The 20,482-nt window shown below is 67.5% G+C and carries 12 protein-coding genes; 7 read left to right on the top strand and 5 right to left on the bottom strand.

The window, feature by feature from the left end; all coding sequences use genetic code 11:
- The first annotated feature begins 12 nt into the window (after nt 1-12).
- Nucleotides 13-306: a (2Fe-2S) ferredoxin domain-containing protein gene (locus tag ACV959_RS13675; protein WP_475737130.1), complete on the top strand. Its 294-nt coding sequence runs from the start codon at nt 13-15 to the stop codon at nt 304-306.
- A 51-nt stretch (nt 307-357) separates the two neighbouring features.
- On the opposite strand, the gene ACV959_RS13670 is transcribed toward ACV959_RS13675, so the two are convergent.
- Nucleotides 358-1,800, bottom strand: a complete 1,443-nt coding sequence (locus ACV959_RS13670; RefSeq protein WP_475737129.1) for a DUF2336 domain-containing protein — start codon at nt 1,798-1,800, stop codon at nt 358-360.
- Between ACV959_RS13670 and ACV959_RS13665 the strand changes: the two genes are divergently transcribed.
- From ACV959_RS13665 to ACV959_RS13655, 3 genes are all read left to right on the top strand, one after another.
- Nucleotides 1,758-2,441 carry an aldolase/citrate lyase family protein gene (locus ACV959_RS13665; protein ID WP_475737128.1) on the top strand — a complete coding sequence of 228 codons (684 nt, stop codon included), beginning with the start codon at nt 1,758-1,760 and terminating at the stop codon, nt 2,439-2,441. The two genes, ACV959_RS13670 and ACV959_RS13665, sit on opposite strands and share 43 nt — an antisense overlap.
- A gap of 39 nt (nt 2,442-2,480) precedes the next feature.
- Entirely contained in the window at nt 2,481-3,491 is a 1,011-nt protein-coding gene (locus ACV959_RS13660) for a hypothetical protein (RefSeq protein WP_475737127.1), read from the top strand.
- A gap of 248 nt (nt 3,492-3,739) precedes the next feature.
- Nucleotides 3,740-3,988 carry a hypothetical protein gene (locus ACV959_RS13655; RefSeq protein WP_475737126.1) on the top strand — a complete coding sequence of 83 codons (249 nt, stop codon included), beginning with the start codon at nt 3,740-3,742 and terminating at the stop codon, nt 3,986-3,988.
- Nucleotides 3,989-4,063: 75 nt separating this feature from the next.
- Here the strand turns inward: ACV959_RS13655 and ACV959_RS13650 are convergent, their stop codons facing one another.
- Nucleotides 4,064-5,548: an outer membrane beta-barrel protein gene (locus ACV959_RS13650; protein ID WP_475737125.1), complete on the bottom strand. Its 1,485-nt coding sequence runs from the start codon at nt 5,546-5,548 to the stop codon at nt 4,064-4,066.
- A gap of 337 nt (nt 5,549-5,885) precedes the next feature.
- Here ACV959_RS13650 and ACV959_RS13645 point away from each other — a divergent pair, with 337 nt between their 5' ends.
- The gene (locus ACV959_RS13645) at nt 5,886-7,412 is read left to right on the top strand and encodes an FAD-dependent oxidoreductase (RefSeq protein ID WP_475737124.1); all 1,527 of its coding nucleotides are present in this window, start codon (nt 5,886-5,888) and stop codon (nt 7,410-7,412) included.
- 19 nt (nt 7,413-7,431) lie between these two features.
- Here ACV959_RS13645 and ACV959_RS13640 read toward each other — a convergent pair whose 3' ends face one another.
- Nucleotides 7,432-15,555 (bottom strand): apolipoprotein A-IV repeat region-like domain-containing protein, encoded by an 8,124-nt coding sequence (locus ACV959_RS13640; RefSeq protein WP_475737123.1) that lies wholly within the window; start codon nt 15,553-15,555, stop codon nt 7,432-7,434.
- A 276-nt stretch (nt 15,556-15,831) separates the two neighbouring features.
- Here ACV959_RS13640 and ACV959_RS13635 point away from each other — a divergent pair, with 276 nt between their 5' ends.
- Nucleotides 15,832-16,233, top strand: a complete 402-nt coding sequence (locus ACV959_RS13635) for an Hpt domain-containing protein (RefSeq protein ID WP_475737122.1) — start codon at nt 15,832-15,834, stop codon at nt 16,231-16,233.
- A 49-nt stretch (nt 16,234-16,282) separates the two neighbouring features.
- Here ACV959_RS13635 and ACV959_RS13630 read toward each other — a convergent pair whose 3' ends face one another.
- Nucleotides 16,283-17,137 (bottom strand): transporter substrate-binding domain-containing protein, encoded by an 855-nt coding sequence (locus ACV959_RS13630; protein ID WP_475737121.1) that lies wholly within the window; start codon nt 17,135-17,137, stop codon nt 16,283-16,285.
- A gap of 107 nt (nt 17,138-17,244) precedes the next feature.
- On the opposite strand from ACV959_RS13630, the gene ACV959_RS13625 reads away from it, so the two are divergent.
- Nucleotides 17,245-19,227, top strand: a complete 1,983-nt coding sequence (locus ACV959_RS13625) for a glycosyltransferase (protein ID WP_475737120.1) — start codon at nt 17,245-17,247, stop codon at nt 19,225-19,227.
- On the opposite strand, the gene ACV959_RS13620 is transcribed toward ACV959_RS13625, so the two are convergent.
- Nucleotides 19,186-20,259, bottom strand: coding sequence for a DGQHR domain-containing protein (locus tag ACV959_RS13620; RefSeq protein ID WP_475737119.1), 1,074 nt, complete (start codon nt 20,257-20,259; stop codon nt 19,186-19,188). The genes ACV959_RS13625 and ACV959_RS13620 overlap by 42 nt on opposite strands.
- Nucleotides 20,260-20,482: the final 223 nt, after the last annotated feature.

Below are 20,482 nucleotides of genomic sequence, written 5' to 3'. Positions count from 1 at the left end.
AGCCTCGAGGCCTTGTCCGAGATCGAACCTTTTCGGCTTCATGTTTTCGTCTGCACGAACAAGCGCGACGGCCGGCCCGCCTGCGAGGACCACGGCGCGAAGGACGCGCTCGCGCGCGCCAAGGCGGCCGTGAACGCGCTTCCGGCGCCGCAGCGCGCGGGGGTTCGCCTGTCGCAGTCCGGCTGCCTCGGCCAATGCCAGCATGGGCCGGTCGCCGTCGCCTATCCGACAGGGAAATGGATCCGCTATCGCTCGCCGGAAGAGCTGGAGCGCTTCGTGTTGGAGACGGCCGGTTCGCGGGAATGACCTGCGGCGAGACGGAGAAGACAAGGCGCGCCGCCCGGTTTCCCGCCGCTTTCAGGCCGCTTCCGGCATCAACTCCGCCTCGAGGGCTGCGACGTCGATTTCGACCGGCGGGGCGAGATCAGCCGCGTCGTCGTTGAAGGCGGCGGGTGCGACGATGTCCGGCGCGGGCGTGCTTTCGAGGATGCGGGCGGCCTCTGCTTCCGCCGCGAGTCGGGCGGCCTCGACGCGCGCCTCCTCGAGCGCCGCCTCCATCTCGAAACGGCGCAGGAGCGCCATCAGCCTGTCGAGTTCGCCGCGGTTGATCTCTTCGCAGGCGGTGAGCACCCGCTCGATCATCACGAGCGAGAGCCGCGCCTCTCCGCCATGCGCAGAGCCATATTCGCGCTGGGCCTCCAGCGCGGCCCGGAACGCGGGCAGGAATTTCTCGGGGAGTCCGGCGCGCGCGTACAGCGCGGCGAAGCCGGCGCCGCGGAAATCGCGCAAGAACCCGGCCACCTTGTCCTCGCGCAGGCCGGACAGTTCGACGAGCGCGGCCTCAAACAGGTCGCGATTGCCGGAAAGCAGGGCCCGCAGCACGAGACTCGCCGTCAACTGCTGCGAGGCGCGCAGATGCGCGACGAGGTCGCGCACGCCGTGCCGGCCATCGCGTTCGACGGTCTCCGCCACGATGATGACATTGGCCTTGTCGCGCTCCTCGCGCGCAAGCCGGTCCACGCGTTCGCTCGACAGCCATCCGCAGTCGACGACGAAGGCGCCGAGCGCGGCGGCGGCGGCGGTCACCAGTTCGTTCTTCACAGTCGCTGGCAGCCAGGGACGCGACAATAGCGCCTCGCGCATTTCGCCATCGTCGCCGAAGCGCTCGATCATGCGGCGCATGGAAAATTCCGGCAGATCGGCGCCCGGATTGACAGCGAGCGAGATCGCGGCTTCCCGCGCGCCGACCTCCGCGAGCGCGGCGCAGACGCCGGCCGGCACGCGGGCGCGCAGCGCGTTGGCGCTCTGCGCGAAGGCGTCGCCGATGGCGGCGCAGTCGATGAGTTCGGCATCGGTGAGCAGCGGCGAGCGCGACAGCACCGGCGCGGCGATGTCGGACTGGTCGCTCGCGAGCGCCGAGACGATGGCGTGCGGCGCGTCGGCGGCGGAGGCGAAATTGTCGGCGAGGGCGCGACGCACCAGCGGCGACGGGTCGTCGAGCAACGACATGAGGGCGATTTCGGTTTCGCGGCGCGCCTGAGGCTCGAGATCGGAGTAGAGATAGGCGCGCGCCAGCGCGCCGGCGCCCTCCGCGCGTTGCGCCGCATTGGCCGTTTGCGCCCATGACAGGAAATTCCGCACGATCATTGGACGCCTGACCCTCTTCGTCACGCCGCGAATTACAGTGAAGGTATGATGGCGATTTATGGTAAATGCCTGCTTAAAGAGGGGGCGATGCGCGTAACTGAATTTGTGACATGCGCGGCGTCCTGATCGTCGACGCCGGCGCGCCCGCTGCATTTTCCGCCGCCCTCGCGAGCGGCGCGTCCGCGCTGCTCCTTCACCTCGGCGCGGCTGAGGAGGGCCCGGCCCGGCAAGCGGCCCGGGCGCAGGCGCGCGCCCTCCTCGGGGCCGCAACGCGCTGTCCCGGCGGCCCGGCGCTCTTCGTGCAAATCGCGTCGGCGGGAAGCGCGGCTGTCGAGGCGGATCTGGACGCTCTGACGGACGACCTGCCGACGGGCGTCTTTCTCGAAGCCTGCGAAGGTCGCGCCGACGTACAGCGCCTGTCGGTCAAGCTGGCGGCGCGGGAAGCGCTGGCGGGCGTTCCCGAGGGCGCGACACGCATTGTCGCGCTCGCGGCGCAGACGCCGGCGGGCGTTTTCGCGCTTGGCGGCTATGCGGGGGCGTCGCCGCGGCTCGCGGCCCTGGCGCTCGACGCGACGCCATTGCCGGGCGGCCCGCAGGCTGGGGCGCTTGCGCGCGCGCTGCTTCTTCTCGGCGCAGCCGCGGCGGGGGTTCCCGCCCTCGAGTCCGCGCCGCGGCGCAGCGAGGCGGGGATCGACGCCGCCTGCGCCGCGGCGCGGCGCGAGGGTTTTGCGGGCATGCTGACCCGGCGCCCGGAAGAGATCGGCCCCATCGAGGCGATCTTCCGCGCGTCTTGATCGACAAAAGGCCAACTTCGGCGCCATAGAACGGGCGACATGACGCAGAAATTCCCTCGCGGCGCCAGCCGCCTCTTCTTCGTCGCGGTCGCGCTCGCGAGCGCGCTCGCGCCCGCTCAGGCGCGCCGGGGCCACCATCCGCCGTCCAGCAGCGGCGAGCGCCCCGCCGCGCCGCCCCCGGCCCAAACCGCCCCTGCAGCGCCCGCTCCGCCGCCAGCCAATGCCGACGGCATGTCGACGCTGCGGCTCAGCGCGACGCTTGCCGCCGGCGACATGCAGCCCGTCCGTTCCGGCATCGTCTGGCGAATCTTCGAAGAGGCCGCCCAGCCCGACGGCTCGCACAAGCTTGTCGCGCAATCGGAGGAGGCGACGCCGACGCTGCCGCTGCCTGACGGCGTTTATGTCGTTCATGCCGCCTACGGCCTTGCAGGCGTCACGCGCCGCGTGGTCGTCGAAGGCCGCAGCGTTTCCGAGCGCGTGCCCCTCAACGCCGGAGGGCTGAAGCTCGTCGACATGCTCGGGGAGGCGAAAATCCCGCCACAGCGCCTGTCGATCTCCATCTATGTGCCGGAGCGCGGGAATTCGGAGGCGAAGCTGATATTGGCCAACGCCAAGGCCGACGAGGCGATCTGTCTGCCCGAGGGCTTGTATCACGTCGTTTCGACCCTGCTCGACACGACGCAGGGCGCTCAGGGCGGCAACAACGCCACCAACTCGGTCGTCACGGCGGATCTCAAGGTGCCTGCGGGCAAGCTGATTGAGGCGACGCTGAAGCACCACGCCGCCACCATTACCCTTAAGCTCGTGAAGGCGCCGGGCGGGGAGGCGCTGGCTAACACCAGCTTTTCCGTTCTGACTCCGGGCGGCGACGTGATCCGCGAATTGATCGGCGCCTTTCCCTCGCTCGTCTTGGCCGAGGGCGAATATGTCGCCATCGCGCGGCATGACGGAAAAACGTACCAGAACACATTTCGAGTCCAGTCGACGAAGGACGCCGACGTAGAAATAATCGTGAGGGACGAAAGCCCCCCGGAAGAGCCGCCTCAATAAAACCTATTGTTTTTAAATTGATTTGCTTCTGTCGCATTGTTTCTGAAGCGTTTCTGGAATATTTCTGGCCTCATCGCGGCGAGAATCTTTGGATCCAGCGTGGTTTGAATTTGTGGTCTTGGCTGGTTCTTTCTCTGTGGCACAAATCTGTCTATAAAAACGGCATAGTGATTGCCGTATAGGCAATCACTGCCTAACTTGAGAGCCGAAGGGCTCCTCAATCATCAGATTTCTCAGGGGAGCTTCTCATGTCGTCATTGCGATTCCGCGCTCGCATCTTTCTGGCCGCCCTCTTTTCCTTTGCGGCGCTCGGCGCGGCTGAAGCGCGCGACAACGGCCTCAGGCAGGGCGGCGCGCATCATCAGGCGCGCGACTTCTATGCCGTCGCTCCGTCAGCCGCGGAGGAGGCGCCCGCCGTCGAAAGCCACAGCTGCTTCACGACGAACAGCCCGACGGAGGCGACCCGCGGCATCCGCCATTGGAGCGGCCGCTGCTGATCGGGGTCGCGGACGCAAAAAAGCCGGCGACGCGCGGTCGCCGGCCTTTCTGTTGGATGATCGTCCCGAGGCCGCTCAGAGCAGGGAGAAGGGGATGATCACATCCATATTGAACATGCCCTGCGAATTCACGCGGTTGCCGCTCCGGTCGAAGAAGGCGTTCGCGCCATTGACGGTCGTGTCCCAGCGGAACTCCGGACGCAAGATCAGGCCCGAAATGACCGGCAGCTTCGGGATTTCCGGGGTGATCGTCACGCCGGCGGTCAGCGCCAGATAGCTCGTGCCCGACAGGCCGATCACACCGGGAGCGTTGGGCGCGAACTGGCAGGAGTAGCACGGGAAGCCGTGGATCAGGTTCGCCAGATCGAAGTAGCCCGGGAAGCCGGCGACGAAGAAGTTCTTGTTGTCGCGGTAATATTCGATACGGCCGTTAACCTTGAAGAGGTCGTTGATCTTGTACGAGGCGTATTGCGCGATGGCGTAGGAGTCCGCGCCCTGCGGCTTCAGCGGCGCGCCGGCGAAATTGGTGCCGAACGTTCCATCGAGCGCCGCGATCGTGTTCGCGTCGAGGCCGGTCGTGGAGATCGGGTTCCAGCCGCTTTCGCGATTGTACGCCATATCCGTGATGAACGTGAGATTTTCCGTGGCCTTCCACGTGGTCGTCAGGTTGATGTAGGTCCGGTTCGCCGTGTTCGCGTTACAGGCGCAGGCCAGATTGGTGTTCGGCCAGGTGAGCGCCGGCCAGTTCGGGTCGGCCGGGAAGGGTGAGAACGGCAGGAACGGATTGCCTCGCTGCATAGGGTTTTCGGGGCCATGGTGGACGATCGCCATGGTGGTGAGGTTGCCGTCGAGCAGGTTGAGGCCGAAGCCGCCGTGGAAGGACGCCGAGGCGTTGTTGTCGCCCGGCCAGCCGATGAAGGTGTTCACGCCGGTCGTGACGCCCGTATAAATGTCGAGCCAATCGCGAACGTGGGTCGCGACCATCGCGCCGGTGTGAAGGAAGGGCCCGAAGTTGAAGATGTAGGAGTGCGAGTAGAACAGATTGTCCTTGGAATACATCACCTCGGCGCCGTTGTAGGTCGGGAACATGCCCACCTTCACGTCGACGCCGCCTTCGGAGATATAGCTTTGCCAGGGCAGGTGCGCCTGCGCATTGGCTTCAAGGAAGCCGAACTGGGTGCGGTCATGGATCCAGTATTCGGACGTTCCGATGATATGATTATAGCGCATATCCTCGCCGATCTGCGCCTGGACCTTGAAGCCGAAGTCGTATCCCTTTGCTTCCGGGTCGAGCGGGCGCTGAACGGTCAGGACAGCGCCGTTGAAGGTCGGCCAGTTCGCGCGGTCGGTGTAGAGGTGTCCCCAGTTCAGCTTGTTGAAGGGCTGATTGAAGTTCACCGCAACGCCGCCCTCGACGTAGCCGTCGACGCTCAGCGTATCGAGCCAGGCCGGAGGCGGAGGCGGCACGGCGGGCGCTTTCTTCTTGCCGAGATCGGCCGCATAGGCCATGCCGGCGGCGAGCGACGCTGCGGTCACGACAGGGAGGTAGTACCACTTCATGCCAGGAACTCCGGTCTGGGAGACGAAACCTGGTCCGATATCAACGCGAGCCACGCAGAGCTTCAAGCTTAAGTGCCGCGCAAATGCCTATTGCCTAGGCAAAATCGCCTTTGTCGAAGATTTGTGTTTCTGAATGTGGCCGGAATGTCACAATTTGGCCGTCGCCGAAACAGTTGAATTTCACGATCTGTTAACCTTCCAGCTCCAAAGGCCGATTTCGAGCGGCGCTGGAGCGCGACGCTCGGTTCCCAAATGATTCGCCTTGCCGAGGCGCGCCGCCGTCCCACCTTCCTTTCAAGCGGCTGCACGACAGACGGCCGCCGGAGGGGAGAGGCCCATGTCCGGGGAACAGACATCCAGCGGACCAGATTTCGCGCTGGGAATTGCGGCGGCCGACGTCGCCGAGGGTAGCCCCCTTGCCGGTCATGTCGGCGGAAAGGCCGCGATCATGGTTCGCAAGGGAGACGAGGTTTTCGTCGTCGGCGCCTATTGCTCGCATTATCACGCGCCGCTGGCGGAGGGGCTCGTCGTCGGCGAAACCATACGTTGTCCCTGGCATCACGCCTGTTTCAGCCTGCGCGACGGCTCGGCGCTGCGGGCGCCGGCCTTCGACGGCCTGCCGCACTGGCGCGTCGAGACGGCGGACGGAAAAATCTACGCGCGCGAGCGTATCCGGGAGGCCGCTTCCAGAACGCCGATTTCCCAGCCCTCCCGCGTGCTGATCGTCGGCGCGGGCGCCGCGGGTTTCGCGGCGGCCCATACGCTGCGCGCCGAGGGCTACGAGGGCGTGATCGAGATGATCGGCGCCGACGCCGCCGAGCCCTACGACCGCCCCAATCTATCGAAGGATTATCTCGCCGGAACCGCCCAGCCCGAATGGCTGCCGCTCCGGGATCCCTCCTGGTATCGCGACCATGGCGTTTTGTTGCGCCTGGGCTGCAAGGTCGAGTCGCTCGACGTGGGCGCGAAGCGTCTGACGCTCGACGACGGGGCCGCCGTTTCGTTCGAGACCCTCCTTCTCGCGACGGGCGCGGATCCCGTCCGTCTTCCGATCCCCGGCGCGGACCGGCCGAATGTGTTTTATCTGCGCAGTCTCGCGGACGCGGACCGCATTGCGGCGGCCGCGGCCGGCGTGAAACGCGCGGCCGTCATCGGGGCGAGTTTCATCGGGCTCGAGGTCGCGGCGGCGTTGCGCGCCCGCGGCCTCGACGTTCACGTTATCGCCCCCGAGGCGATTCCCATGGCGCGCATACTCGGTCCCCAACTCGGCGCGCATGTCCGCAAGCTGCATGAGGCGCATGGCGTCGTCTTCCATCTCGAAGATATGGCGGCCGAGATCGGGGAGGGCGCCCTCGCCCTGAAAAGCGGGGGAACCGTCGCCGCGGATATTGTCGTGATCGGGGTCGGCGTACGGCCCAATCTTTCGCTCGCGGAGTCGGCGGGCCTTGCCGTCGACAAGGGCGTGGTGGTCGATGAATATTTGCGGACCAGCGCGCCGGAGGTCTTCGCGGCGGGCGACATCGCCCGCTGGCCCGACCGCATCACGGGCGAACTGATCCGCGTCGAACATTGGGCGGTCGCGGAACGGCAGGGGCAGACCGCCGCGCGCAACATGCTGGGCCGGAACGAGCGCTTCGACGCGGCGCCCTTTTTCTGGAGCCAGCACTACGACCAGACGATCTCGTATGTTGGCCACGCGCCGTCATGGGACCGTGCGGACGTCTCGGGCGATCCGGCGTCGGGCGATTGCGCGGTGACCTACTTCAAGGGCGACCGCAAACTCGCGGTCGCGACGCTCGGGCGCGATCTTGACAGCCTGCGCGCCGAAGCCGCCTTCGAAAAGGCGATCGGCGCGCTTCCCTGAGCCCTCAGGGCGGGGCGCTTCAGTCGAAGCGTCCCGCCGCGTGGCCGAGCATGGTGTAAACCTTGCCGGCGTCGCCGGTGAGCAGGTCCAGCGACTTGGAGCCGTCGCGGTCTCCGCGGCTCGTCTCCACCAGCAATTCCTCGAAGTGGCGGACATAGTGGTCGACCGTCGCGCGGAATTCCTGATCGACGCGATAGCGGCGACGGATTTCCTCGAAGGTCTGGTGACCCTGCGCCGTGTAAAGGCGCCGCCCGAAGAGTCCGCCCTTCTCGCCGCGCTGGTAGCGCCGCCAGAGTTCCGCGACCGCGGCGTTGTCCACCATGCGGGCGATGTCCAGCGTCAGGCTGTCTAGCCCGCCGGCGTTGGCCGCGCGCGCGTTGCGCGGCGGCGCCTGCGGAGCGGGTTGCGGTCCCGGACCGGGCCGCGGCGCCGGCGTCTCGTCCAGCGAGGCGCGGGCGAGGAGATCGCTCAGCCAGCCGCCTTGCTGCGTTTCGCGCGGCGGTTCGGCGACGCGCGGCGCGGGCGGGGGCGCCGGCTGCAGCGGCGGCGCCATGCGCGGCTTCGCCGGCTCGGCGCGCGGCGCAGGCTCGAAAGCGCGGCGCGCGACGGGCGGCGCCTGCTCGGCGACGTCATAGACGCGTCCTGAACGCGCGACGATGTCGGTGAGCTCGTTGAGCGCCTTCACCTGATCGCCGACGACGCGACGCAGCGCTGCCGCCTGTTCCGCCGTCTCGCGCGGCAATTCAGTGGCTCCGCGGCGAACTTCCTCGCGGGTTTCCTCCAGTTCTCGGTGAATTTCTCGGGAGAGCCCGCGGATTTGCTCCGCCGTCGACTGGAAGCGCGCCGTCGCCTCGGAGAAGAGGCGGCCGATTTCCTCGTTCGCCTGCACGAAGGCGGCGCGCAGCGCCTCCTCCGTCTCCGCGCGCTGACCTTCGGCCGCGGAGCGGATGTGCGAGAAGCGCGCCTCGACGAGCTTGGCCGTCGCTTCCGTGGTTTCCGAGAGCGCGCCGCCGATCTGTTGCGAGCGCGTCTCGATGGCGTCAAACGTATCCGCCATCTTCCGCGCGAAGCTCTCGAGAACCTCCTCGACCTCCGAACGTTTGTTCTCGACGAGCGAAACGAGATTTTCGAGCGTGCGGCGGCGCGCGTCGAAGGCCGTGTCGAGCGCCTGCTGGCTCTGCGCCAGCTTTTCCGCGCTCTGCGCGAGCGCCTGCTGCCGCTCGCCGAGCGCGTCTACGATGGCTTGCGCATTGCTGACCGTGCCGCCGGCGACGTCGCTGATCTGCCGGACCTGTCCCGAAACGTCGCGGATCGCGTCCTGGAACTCGGTGAGGCGCGTGCCCAGTTCGCGTTCGAGATTGACGAGATTTCCGCCCGTCTTGTCGATGATGGCGTGCAGCGACGTGTTCGTCTGGCCGAGCTTGTCGAGCAGCGTCGGCAGCTCGGCGCGGATCTTCTCGTTCATCGCGACGAGCGCGCCGATCGACGATTGCGCGCCGGCTTCGAGCGCTTCCGCGAGCGAGGCTGTCGACTCGTCGATCGCCTGCGCCAGCTCCTCGCGCTTGTCGCCGAGATGGCGCACGATCGCTGCGCCGCGCGTCTCGATCGTCTTGGCGATGAGCTCGCCGACGCTCGTCAGCTCCTTCGTCACCTCCCCGCCGCGATCGCCCAGCGTCGTCTGGATTTGCGCCAGCCGTCCGTCGAGCGCGGTCTGGATCTGCGTGAGACGCTCGTCCAGCGCGCCGCTGATCTCCGCCACGCGCTCGGTGAGCGCCTGGCCGAGATCGCCGGTGCGCGCATGAAGCGTCGTGTCGAGTTCGCGGCGCGCGGTCGCCAGCGTCTGGTTGATGTCCTCGAGGCGCGCGCTGATCGTGTCGACGACCCCGCGGCCGCGGGCGTCGATCTCGGACGACACGGCCCCGAGACGCTCCACGACATTCTTCTCGAACAGGTCGATGCGCCCGTCGAGCGTGTCGGCGAGCTCCTTGGCGCGCCCGCCGAGCGTGTGGTTGATCTCCGTCGCCTTGGAGGCGAGCGTCTGCGCAAGTTCGGTGGAGCGCGTGAGCAGCACCGAGTCGACGTCCTTTAGCTTTTCGTCGAGCTTCTCGACGACCTCGCGGCCGCCGTCGCCCATCACGCGCGCGATCTCGAGCGCATGTTTGGCGAGCGACTCCTGGAGTTTCTGGCCGCCGGCGCCGAGCCCCGCGTCCATGGATTTGATGAGCGCGTCGATGCGTTCGGCGGCTTCCCTCGTGCGCGCGTCGCTGACGCTCTCGAACGCCTCGATCTTGTTCGACATGACGGCGGCGAGGTCCTGCGCCCGGGCGCCGAGCTTCTCGACCAGCGCTTCTCCCTTCGTCCCGATGGCGTCGTCGATGGAGGCGAGCTTTTCGTTCACGTCCGTCGCGAGCTTGGTCACCTGCTCGCCGAGCCGCGAGAAGGCCGAGACGGCCGTGGCGTCGAGTTCGCTGACGAGCTTGCCGCCGCGCACCGAAATGGCTTCGTCGATGGATTCAAGACGCGTGTCAATCTCATGCGCGAAGTGGCGCGAATTGTCTCCGATGCGCGCGGCGAACTGATCGACCTGTTCGGCGAGTTTTTCCACAAAGGCGCCGCCTTGCGCGGCCATCGTCTGGTCGATGGCGCCGAGCTTGGCGTCGATCTCTTCGGAAAGCTGTTTCGTATTCTGGCTGATGCGCGCCGCGATCTGGTTGGTCTGCGCCGCGAGCCTGTTGACGAGCGCGCCGCCCTGCGCGGTCACGGTTTGGTCGAGCGCCGCGAGCTTCGCCTCGATTTCCGACGAAAGCTGGGTTGAGGCGCCGGCGATGCGGGACGCGATGTCGTCGGCCTGCGCCGCGAGGCTTTGGACGAGCGCGCCACCCTCGGCCTTCATGGTTTCGTCGATCGTCGCGAGCTTGGCGTCGATCTCCTGGTTCAGCAGTCTCGCGGCGTCGCCCAGTCGCGCGGCGTGGTCGTCGACTTTCGCCGCGAGGCGGTCGACGAGCGCGCCGCCGCGCATCGTCACGGCGTCATCGAGCGCGCTGAGCCGCGCGTCGATTTCGTCCGCGAAGTGGCGCGAATTGTCGCCGATGCGCGCGGCGAAATGATCGGCCTGCGCGGCGATGCGCTCGACGAGGGCGCCGCCCTGCGCCGCGATGGAGTGGTCGATGGCGTTGATGCGGTCGTCGATGCTCGCGACGAAACGTTCCGCTTGCGCGCCGATCCGCGCATCGGCGTTTTCGGTCTGCTCGGCGAGATGCTGGACCAGCTCGCCGCCGCGGCGGCCGATGACTTGTTCGATGACGTCGAGCCGCTGGGCGACGTCGGTTGTCAGCCGCGCGGCGTGTTGCGCCACGCGATCCGCGATTGCGCCGCCATCTCGCAGCAGCGCGCTTTCGAATTGACCGAGCTGCTGGCCGAGCGTCGAGGCGATGCGTTCGCCGTGATCGGCGAGCGACGACACGACTTCCTTACCCTGAGAGAGCACGGAGGTCTCGAAGGCCACGAGGCGCTCCGCGAGCAGTTCGTTGAGCCGCTCGCCCTGCGTGGCGATGGCGACGACCGCGTCGCTCGCCGTCGTCGCGAAACGCTCGTGCATGGTCTCGGCGTTCTGGGCGAGGGCCGAGGTCGCATCCTCCACGCTGCGCTGAAGGTTTTCGCGCAACGCGGCGCCATGGGCCTCGAATTCCTGCAAGGCGCGTTCGCGCGTCGTCTCCATGGTCTGGGCGACGAGCATGCCGGCATTCTCGAGCGCCGTCATCCGCTCGCCGAGCAATTCGTCGACGCGCCGCGCATGATCGGCGACGATCGACGCGACGTTCTCGCTGTGACGCTTCACCGAGGACTCAAAGGCCCCGACGCCATTCGTCAGCGTGCCGGCGATGCGGTTGGTTTCCTGCGCAATGCGCTTCTGGGTTTCCGCGTTCGCCTGCCGTACGGCGGTCTCGAATGCTTGCAGGCGCGCGAGCAGTTCGTCGCCGGTGGTCGAAGTGTGGTCAATGACGCGCTGCGCGACTTCGTCGCCCTGGCGCAGGAACGTATCCTCGAAGGCGGCGAGACCCTGCGCGAAGGCGGCGCTGACTTCCTCGCTCTTGGCGGCGACCCGCGCGGCGGCGTCGCCGCTGTGCCGCGCGACGGCGTCTGCGAAAGCCGCAAGCCCTTGTGTGACGGCGCTTGTCGCCTTTTCGCCGTGTTCGGCGACGCGGGCCACGACGGTCTCGCTTTGCCGAAGAATGGCGTCCTCGAGAGAGGCGAGACCCGTGGCGAGATTGGAGAGGGCGCGGTCTCCGTGTTCAGAGACGCGCGATGCGACTTCCTCGCTCTGGCGCGCGACCGCTTCCTCGAAGGACGAAATCTGGCGCGTCAGCTCCGACGTGGCGCGTTCGCCATGCGACGCGACGAGGGCGGCGACATCTTCGCTGCTGCGGGCGACGGTCTCCTCGAAGGCTGCGAGCCGTTCGGTCAGCGTCGACCGGGCGCGCTCGCCATGTTCCGAGACGCGGGCGGTCAGCTCCTCGCCATGCGACGCGACGGTTTGCTCGAAGGCGGCGAGCTGCTGCGTCACCAGCGCGGCGGCGCGCTCGCCTTCCGTCGCAACGCGCGCGGCGGCGTCGGCGCTGTTCTTCGTCAGATTTTCCTCGAAGGCCGCAAGCCGTTGCGTGAGAGTCTCCGTCGCGCGCTCGCCATGCTCGGCGACGCGGGCGGCAAGCTCATCGCTGTGCGACGCGACGGTTTCCTCGAAGGCGGCGAGCCGGTCGGCCACGAGGGCTGCGGCGCGTTCGCTCTCGGAGACAAGACGCGCGGCGACTTCCGCGCCCTGCTGCGAAACGCGCTCCTCGAAGGCGGCGAGGCCTTCGGTCAGAACCGATGTCGCGCGTTCGCCATGTTCGGCGACGCGGGTCGAGAGCTCAGCGCCCTGCGTCGCGACGGTTTGCTCGAAGGCGGCAAGCTGCTGCGTCACCAGCGCGGCGGCGCGCGCGCTCTCGGTCGTGACGCGCGCGGCGGCGCCCGCGCTGTTCTTCGTGAGCGTTTCCTCGAAGGCCGCGAGGCGTTCCGTGAGCAGGGCGGTCGCGCGCTCGCCATGTTCGACGACGCGGGTCGACAATTCCTCGCCCTGCGTCGCGACGGTTTGCTCGAAGGCGGCGAGGCGGTCAGCCACGAGCGCCGCGGCGCGTTCACTTTCGGTCGCGACGCGCGCGGCGGCGTCGGCCCCGCTTTTCGTCAGACCTTCCTGGAAGGCTGCGAGACGATCCGCGAGAACGGCGGTCGCGCGTTCCCCGTGTTCGGCGACGCGCGCGGCGAGATCGGCGCCTTGGCGCGCAACGGCGCCTTCGAAGGCTTCGAGCCGGCGCGAAACTTCCGAATTCGCGCGTTCGCCATATTCCGCGACGCGGCTCGTGACCGTTTCGCTCTGACGCAAGATCGCGTCTTCGAGCGTGGCGAGACCAACCGAGAGATTAGCGAGCGCGCGGTCGCCATGTTCGGTGACGCGCGTCGCGATTTCCTCGCCGCGCGCGGCCACGGCGGTTTCGAAAGCCGCAACATGCCGCGTCAGCTCGTCCGTCGCGCGGGCGCCGGTCTCCGCCACGCGGGCTGCGACGTCGTCGGTCTGCGAAACGATCGCGTTCTGGAAGGCGGCGAGCTGCTCCGTGAGGGTTTCCGCCGTGCGGTCGCTATGCTCCACGACGCGCGCGGTCAGTTCTTCGCCGCGCTGGGCGACGGTCTGTTCGAAACTGGCGAGCTGCTCGGAAAGAATGGACGTCGCCCGTTCGCCGTGTTCGGAAACGCGGGCGGCGATCTCCTCGCCATGATGCGCGACGGCCGCCTCGAAAGAGGCGACCTGACGCGAAATCTCGCTGACGGCGCGACTGCCGTTCTCCGACACGCGCGCCGCGACCAGCTCGGTTTGCGTTTCGAGCGCGCTTTGGAAAGCGGCGAGCCTTTCCGTGAGCGTCGTCGTCGCGCGGCCGCTGTGCTCCGAGACGCGGGCGCCGAGCTCGTCGCTGCGCTGCGCGATCGTGTCGGTGAGGACGGCGATGTGTCCGGTCAGGGCGGCCGTCGCGCGATCGCTGTGTTCCGAGACGCGGGACGCCGCGTCTGCGGCGCTGCGGGCCATCGCGTCCTGGAATTCCGAGAGACGCGAGGTCAGCGTATTCGTCGCACGGTAGCCGTGCTCCGTGACGCGCGCGGCCAGTTCCTCGCCGCGCGTGGCGAAGACGTCCTCGAAGGCGGCGAGGCGCTCGGACAGCGTCGAGGACGCGCGCTCGGCGTGCTGGGAAACGCGGGCGGTCATTTCCTCGCCCTGGCGCGTGAAGGTCTCCTCGAAGGCCGCGAGCCCGTCGCTCAACGCCGCACTGACGCGGTCGCCATGCTCCGCCACGCGCAGCGCCGCGTCGGCGCTGTTGCGCACCACGGCGTCCTCGAAGGCGGCGAGACGCTCGCTCAGCGTCGCCTCGATCTGCCCGCCGCGTTCGGCGACCCGCTCGGCGATTTCCTCGCCGCGTTTGAGCACCATGGTCTCGAAATTTTGCAGACGGTCGGCGAGCGTCTCGTTGACGCGGTCGCCATGCGCGCCGATGGCGGTGACCGCGTCGCCCGCGGCGGCGGCGAAACGCTGTTGCAGCGAATCCGCCTGCTCGACGAGGGACGCCGCGCTTTCGCTCAGACTGCGCGCGAGCGTTTCGTGCATCGCCTTGCCGCGCTGCTCGAATTCCTCGTGCGATTTGCGGGTCGCGTTTTCCATCAGGCCGAGAATGCGCGCCTCCGCCGACTCGAAAGCGGCGCGGGCGTTTTCGACCTGCTCGCCGACGCGCGTCGCCAAACGTTCGGTCGTTTCGGCGAGGGATTTGTCGAGCGCGCCGCCATGGGTCGCGATGGTTTCGTGAATGACGCCTCCGGTCTCGGCGAGACGGACGACGATACGATCGCCCTGTTCGCCGATCGACTGGGTGAAATTAGATCCCAGTTCCTCGAAACGGTTCAGAATGGTCGCGCCGCGCACGCCGAACTCGACCGCGAGCGCCTCGCTCGCGGTTTGCAGCTTCTGGCCGACTTCCTCGACGCCGTCGGTGAAGCGGCGGCTCACGTCCTCGCTCGCGACGGCGATCTTCTGAGCGACGGCGTCTCCGGTCTGGGTCAGCACGCCGATCACCTTGTCGCCGTGCGAGGCGAGCGTCGTCTCGAAGCTGTCGCCGGCCTTCTCGAGCGCCAGCCTGATCTCCTCGCCCTTGGAGCCGAGCGAGGAGGTGACGCGCGAACCCGCATCGCTCACCGCTTCCGCGAGATGGGCGGAGGTCGCCGCGAGTTCCTGCGAGAGCGCGTCGCGCGCGCCGAACAGGGCGGTGCGGGCGTTGTCCGCATTGACGACGATCGCCTCGCGTTCGCGCGTGAGTTCGTCGATCAGCAGCCGGATGCGGCGTTCGTTCTCGGAATAGGAGCGCTCGAGATTCGCGACCTCGGTGCGCACGATCACTTCGAGTTCGCCGGCGCGCGCCAGCGCCCGCTCGATGCCGTCGCCCATGGAGGCGGCCTCGCGGCGGATGGCCTGCGAGAGCGACACGACCTGTTCCGTCGCAATGGTCTCGGGTTCGATCAGACGGATCGCGACTTCGGTCATCGAATTGGCGATGAGCCGCATTTCATGGGCGCGGCGCGCCATCAGGCCGGTGATGAAGAGAAAGATCGTCGGTCCGACGAGCGCCGCGATGGTCAGCAGGGGCTTGGGCGCGAGGAGCGCGCCATCGGCTTCGAGGATGTCGCCCTGGTGGAAATAGACGTACAGAGTCCAGCACACGGCCCAGAGCGCGATGGAGGCGAAAGTCATCGCCATGATCGAGCGGTTCGGCTGGATTTGGAGGGCCGCCCGCAATTCGCCCACGGTGCGGCGGTCGTCGTTGGCCGGCGCGAGCGGCGGGCCGACGAGCGGCGAAGGCTTGGGCGTTTCGCTCTTTCGCGCGGCGGGCGAGCCGCTCGTGCGATCCTCGGGCGAGACCGGATCCGGCGCGGCGGGCTCAGCCTGGGCCGTCGCCTGTCCCTCTTTGGGACTCCCGGCCTCCGCCGCCGGAGGAGCGCCGAGATCGAGCGCCTCCTCGATCGCCGACAGAGCGGCCGACGCCGCGTCCTGAATCTTTCCCGATTTCGACATCGCCAGACTCTCCGAGCGGCGGCGAGGCGCGCCGCTCCACACTGCGCACCGCGGGACGGGCGCTCAAAAGATTAACCAAACATTACAGCCCATCACATGTAATTGAAACATGGGGTCGGGCCGTAATCCGAAACTTCGTTAACGCGGACTTCAGGAGTGGGCGCGAGGCTTGCTCCAAGCGCCCTTGGAAGGCGGCCGCGGACACGCCACATAGCTTTGTAAGCGTGGCGTTTTTGAAGCGGGAAACGCCGGGCGCGGAGGTTTGGAGCGACGATCATGGCCATACCCGCCGAGATTAACCATAACGGCGCCTGTCTCGAACTGGAGCAGCGCGCGCCTGCGCCTGTCCTCGATCTGGTGCATCTTTCGCGCCAGACCTTCGGGGATCACTCGCTCGAGACCGAGCTTCTGACGATGTTCGCGCGGCAGGCCGCGCAGTTCGCCGCCCGTTTGGCCGAGCCCAGGGCGCGCGGCGACGAGGCCTCGCGCGTCGACCTCGCCCACACCCTCAAGGGCTCGTCCCGCGCCGTCGGGGCCTTCGCGACCGGCGCAGCCGCCGAGGCCTATGAGGCGGCGGTACGCGCGGGCGATCCCGCGGCCGACGCGCTATGCGCGCGACTGATTGCGGAAATCGAGCGGGTCCGCGGCGCGATAGCCGAACTCTTCGAAAAAGCGTGAAGGGAAACGGCGCGCGGGTTGCCGAAGCGTGGCGGCGCGCGTCAGCCTGCTAAAAAGGGCCGACGGGGAAATATTTGAGGTAGATTTCCCCGAAGACGCCGCGGCGGTCGAGGCGCGCGAGGGCGTAATCGAGGGCGCGGCGCAGCGCATTGTTGCCCTTCTTCACGGCCACGCCGACGCCCTCCCCGAAAAAGCGCGGGTCTGTGTAAGGTCCATCCTTGAAGGCGCAACAGCCCCCGGCCTCCGAGCCGTTGAGCCAGAAGGAAAGGCTGATCGCGTCTCCGAAATGGGCGGCGACCTTGCCGTTTTTCAGCGCGTTGCGGGCTAGCGCCGGCGTCTCGTAGGGAACGAGCGCGGCCTGCGGATAAAGCGCTTTCAGAAAGGCCTCGTGCCGCGAGCCCGCGACGACGGCGATCTTGCGGTCGCCGATCGTCTCCGGCGACGAGGATTTGAGCGTCGTGTCCACGAGCATGGCGAAGCGGCCGGGCGTGAGGAAATAGGGCGCGCTGAAATCGACCCGTTTACGGGTTTCGTCATTGATCGCGAGCGACGCGATGACGGCGTCGCCGCTGTTGTCGTCGAGTGCGGGGATGAGCAGATCCCAGCTGCGTCGCTGGATCGTACAGGGGAGATCGAGCTCGGCGCAGATCGCGCGCGCGAGGTCGACGTTGAAACCGGCGAGCTGCCCGTCTCCGAGAAGGAAGTTGAACGGCGGAAAGTCGTCCTCCGTCAGGAAACGGATTTGCTTGATTCCCGAGAGATCCGGCTTTTGCAGAGGGCGATGGGGATCGAAGAAGGAGGGCGGAGAGACAGGTTGCGGCGCAGTGGGCGCGGCGCTTGCCGCGGCGGCTGAAAGAAACGCCGCGGCCATCGCGGTTAGCACGCTCGGGCGCAGTCGGCGCATGCGCCCTCCGATCGGCGGTTGAAAAAACCGATAAAATTGTTGCAAACGGCCGGGACCGGGGCGCATAGTCGAGGTCAAGCCAGTTTTCATGTTTCGAGTTTTAGTTCATGAGCACGGCGCCGGTCGACAGTTTTTCCGTCGCTTCCGTCCCTTCTGGGCCGGACCATGGCCGCGCCCCCCGTCGTCGGCCGCCGGAGACGCGCCGTCATTCCCGGACACAAGGCGCCGAGGCGCGGGCGATCCCGGTCGAAATCGGGTTCCTTGAGGAGTACGGCGTGCCGATGGAGGCGCTGCGTTACGCGGCCACTCTGGCGCGGCGGCAGGGGGTTTCGGCCGACGCCGCGCTTCTCGCCGAAGGGATCGTCGCCGAAGACGTCTTCTACCGCGCGCTCGCCGATCATTTGCGCGTCGCCTTTCTCGACGGCGGCTTCGAACTTGCCCCCCAAGCGCTGGCCTCGGCGGGGCGCGGCTATGCGCGGCTGCGCGAGGAGGGAGCCGGCGTCCGCTGGCTGTTCGCGCCCGCAGGCGCGGAAATCCGCCAATTGATGAGCGCCGCGCGCAATGCGAAGGGCCGTCCGCTTTTCGCCGTCGCGACGCGATCGACTTTCGTCGCGGCGCTGCGCCGCGCCAATCCGCTCGCCGCCGCCCGCGCCGCGCGTTTTTCCGCCGAGCGCGCCGATCGCGACCTCTGCGTGCGCGGCTCTCTGCGGCGGCGGCCGCTCGCGATTGCGACGCTCGTCTTCGCGTCCCTTGTGGGGAGCCTCTTCGCGCCGCTTCAGGCGCCTGCGTTCGCCGCCGCCTTTCTTCTCGCCGTCGCCTTTCTCGCGAGCGTCTTCCTGCGGCTCTTCGCCTGCGCCGCGAGTTTCGAGCCGCAGGCCCGCGGCGGCTGGCTCGAGGACGTGCGGCTGCCCGTCTATACGGTCGTCGTCGCGCTCTACAAGGAGGCTGCGGTGGCGCGGCAACTTTCCCGGGCTATCGACCGCTTGGACTATCCCCGCGCCAAGCTCGACATCAAATTCGTCGTCGAGCGCGACGACGAGGCGACGGCGGCGGCGCTGCGCGCGCATCCGCCCCGCGCGCCGCACGAGATCGTCGTGGCGCCCGAAGGCGCTCCGCGCACGAAGCCGCGCGCGCTCAACATCGCCATGCCGCTCGCCCGCGGCGCGCTCGTCGCCGTCTTCGACGCGGAGGATTTGCCGGACCCGCGGCAGCTGCGGCGCGCGGCGGCGCGTTTCGCGCGGCTGCCGCAAGACGTCGCCTGCCTGCAGGCGAGTCTCGTCATCGACAATGGCGGCCTCAACTGGATGACGGGCATGTTCGCGCTGGAATATGCGGCGCTCTTCGACGTCTACAACAAGGGGCTCTCGGCGATGGCGCTGCCGATCTTCCTCGGCGGCACGTCGAACCATTTCCGCCTTGAGGCGCTCCGCGAAATCGGATTCTGGGACGCCTACAACGTCACCGAGGACGCCGATCTCGGCCTGCGCCTCGCGCGCGCGGGCTATGGCGTGCGGACCTTCGACTCCGAAACCTTTGAGGAAGCGCCCGCCGTTTTTCGCGCGCTCGTGAAACAGCGCACGCGGTGGTTCAAGGGGTGGATGCAGACAGCTTTGGTGCATTGCCGCCATCCTGCGCGGCTCGTCGCCGATCTCGGCTGGCGGCGCGCGCTGGCGACGCTCGCCATGTTCGCAGGCGGCGTTCTCGGGCCTCTGACGGGGCCGCTGCTGATGAGCCGGCTGTTCTATGACGCGCTCTTCGGCGCGCTGCTGACGCCGCAGACGGTTTTCGAAATCGCCTGCAGCACGCTCTGGTGCTTTCTCGCCCTGTCGGGGACCGCCGCGCTGTTCGCCCCGCTTGTCGTCGGCCTCTACCGGCGCAGGCTCTTCGTTCACCGATACGCGCTGCTTTATCTGCCGGCGTGGCTGCTGATGCTCAGCATCGCCTGCTGGCGGGCCTTTTTCGAACTGTGGCGACGGCCGTTCCATTGGGACAAGACCGAGCATGGTCTGACCCTGCGCGGCCATCCGGAAATGTCCGCGTCTCGCGCCTCAGGCGAAGAGCCATTGTTTGAGCAGGAAGCCGGCGCTTAGCGCCTTGCTGTAGTGCTCGTGCAGGACGATGTGGGTCATGCCGGCGCGCGGCAGATCGGTTTTCTTCAGACGCCGGAAGAAGGGGATCAGCACATCCTCGAAATTGCCGACCGTATATTTTCCGCCATGCCGGTCCGCAACGCGTTCCGCGACATTGGTGAAGAGCAGCATCAGCGCTTTGAACAGCACCGGATTGGCGATGTTCTCGTCGATCGCGTGCAGCCCGAGCCCATGGCGGCAGGCGCGCAGATAGGCGTTGAGGACGCTGTAAACCTCCTCTGCGGGCGCGCCGGCGAAAGCGCCCCGGATGGCGCGCAGCGCCGCGTTGAAGGTGACGCGCGAGATCATGCCCTTCTTGCGTTCGGCGGGGCTCAGGAAGCCCGCGAGCGCGCTGTCCTCGCGCGTCGTGAAGAGGTCGAACACGTCGTGCATCAACGCCTCCGCTTCCGTCTCCACTTCGGAGAGGCGGCGGATGTCGAGGAGCAGTTCGTTCGGCACGGGCCGCTGCTTGGTGTTGATGTCCATGAAGAGGCGGCATTCCTGCGCGCGGGTCAATTTGTTGTAAATGACGACCGGCACGTTCACCGAAGTTTTCGCGAGCTTGAAGCCGTAGACGCGATGCTGGCCGTCGATGATCAGGAAGGCTTTCGGATCCTTGCGAAAGCTGACGGCGCCCGCCTCCTTGTCGAAGTGCAGATGCGCCCGCGCCTGCGCGGAGAGCACCACGGCCCCCGGCACCGTGCCGAAACCCGCGTCGACATAGCGGGCGATGGATTTCGCCCGGCGCTCGTCGAGCAGGCGCTGAAAGCCGTCGATCGGATTTTCGACGCGGGGCTCGACCATGCAGGTTTCGCCGAGCAGCGTGCTCGGAAGGACGAGCGAGTAGAAGCGGTGTTTGCCCTGCGTGACGACGAGCGCTTTTTCGCAGATCGTTGTGGTTTTGGCGGCTTCGGGCGGAGAGCTGGTCAGTTCGGCGGCGTCGCCCGGGAGGGGGGCGGAGTCGGCGAGTTCGCCTATCGTGTCCCGATCCATGTCTGTGATCCCTCGAAAGCGCGAACTTGACAGCGTTCGCGATCGCTGACTCGACGAATCAAAATCGGCACTCGAATCAAATGTTAAGCGGGAATGGCGACGAGAACAAGACGGGGCCGTTTCCCGCGCGCAATGGCCTTCCGTCGACGGCCGGGGAGTTGTATGAAGGTTACGAAACGGTCCGCGGGGCCGGAGGCGCATCGCCCATGAGGTCAATCATTGC

The organism is Methylocystis sp. Se48, from assembly GCF_056269425.1.
Note: the sequence above shows the minus strand (reverse complement) of the source record. Positions and strands in the feature narration are given on the sequence as shown.

Bases quoted from the DNA above. Each gene is read 5' to 3' on its own strand.
- ACV959_RS13665 (WP_475737128.1), top strand. From the start codon at position 1,758: ATGCGCGGCGTCCTGATCGTCGACGCCGGCGCGCCCGCTGCATTTTCC.
- ACV959_RS13670 (WP_475737129.1), bottom strand. From the start codon at position 1,800: ATGCAGCGGGCGCGCCGGCGTCGACGATCAGGACGCCGCGCATGTCAC.
- ACV959_RS13660 (WP_475737127.1), top strand. From the start codon at position 2,481: ATGACGCAGAAATTCCCTCGCGGCGCCAGCCGCCTCTTCTTCGTCGCG.
- ACV959_RS13655 (WP_475737126.1), top strand. From the start codon at position 3,740: ATGTCGTCATTGCGATTCCGCGCTCGCATCTTTCTGGCCGCCCTCTTT.
- ACV959_RS13650 (WP_475737125.1), bottom strand. From the start codon at position 5,548: ATGAAGTGGTACTACCTCCCTGTCGTGACCGCAGCGTCGCTCGCCGCC.
- ACV959_RS13645 (WP_475737124.1), top strand. From the start codon at position 5,886: ATGTCCGGGGAACAGACATCCAGCGGACCAGATTTCGCGCTGGGAATT.
- ACV959_RS13640 (WP_475737123.1), bottom strand. From the start codon at position 15,555: ATGTCGAAATCGGGAAAGATTCAGGACGCGGCGTCGGCCGCTCTGTCG.
- ACV959_RS13635 (WP_475737122.1), top strand. From the start codon at position 15,832: ATGGCCATACCCGCCGAGATTAACCATAACGGCGCCTGTCTCGAACTG.
- ACV959_RS13630 (WP_475737121.1), bottom strand. From the start codon at position 17,137: ATGCGCCGACTGCGCCCGAGCGTGCTAACCGCGATGGCCGCGGCGTTT.
- ACV959_RS13625 (WP_475737120.1), top strand. From the start codon at position 17,245: ATGAGCACGGCGCCGGTCGACAGTTTTTCCGTCGCTTCCGTCCCTTCT.
- ACV959_RS13620 (WP_475737119.1), bottom strand. From the start codon at position 20,259: ATGGATCGGGACACGATAGGCGAACTCGCCGACTCCGCCCCCCTCCCG.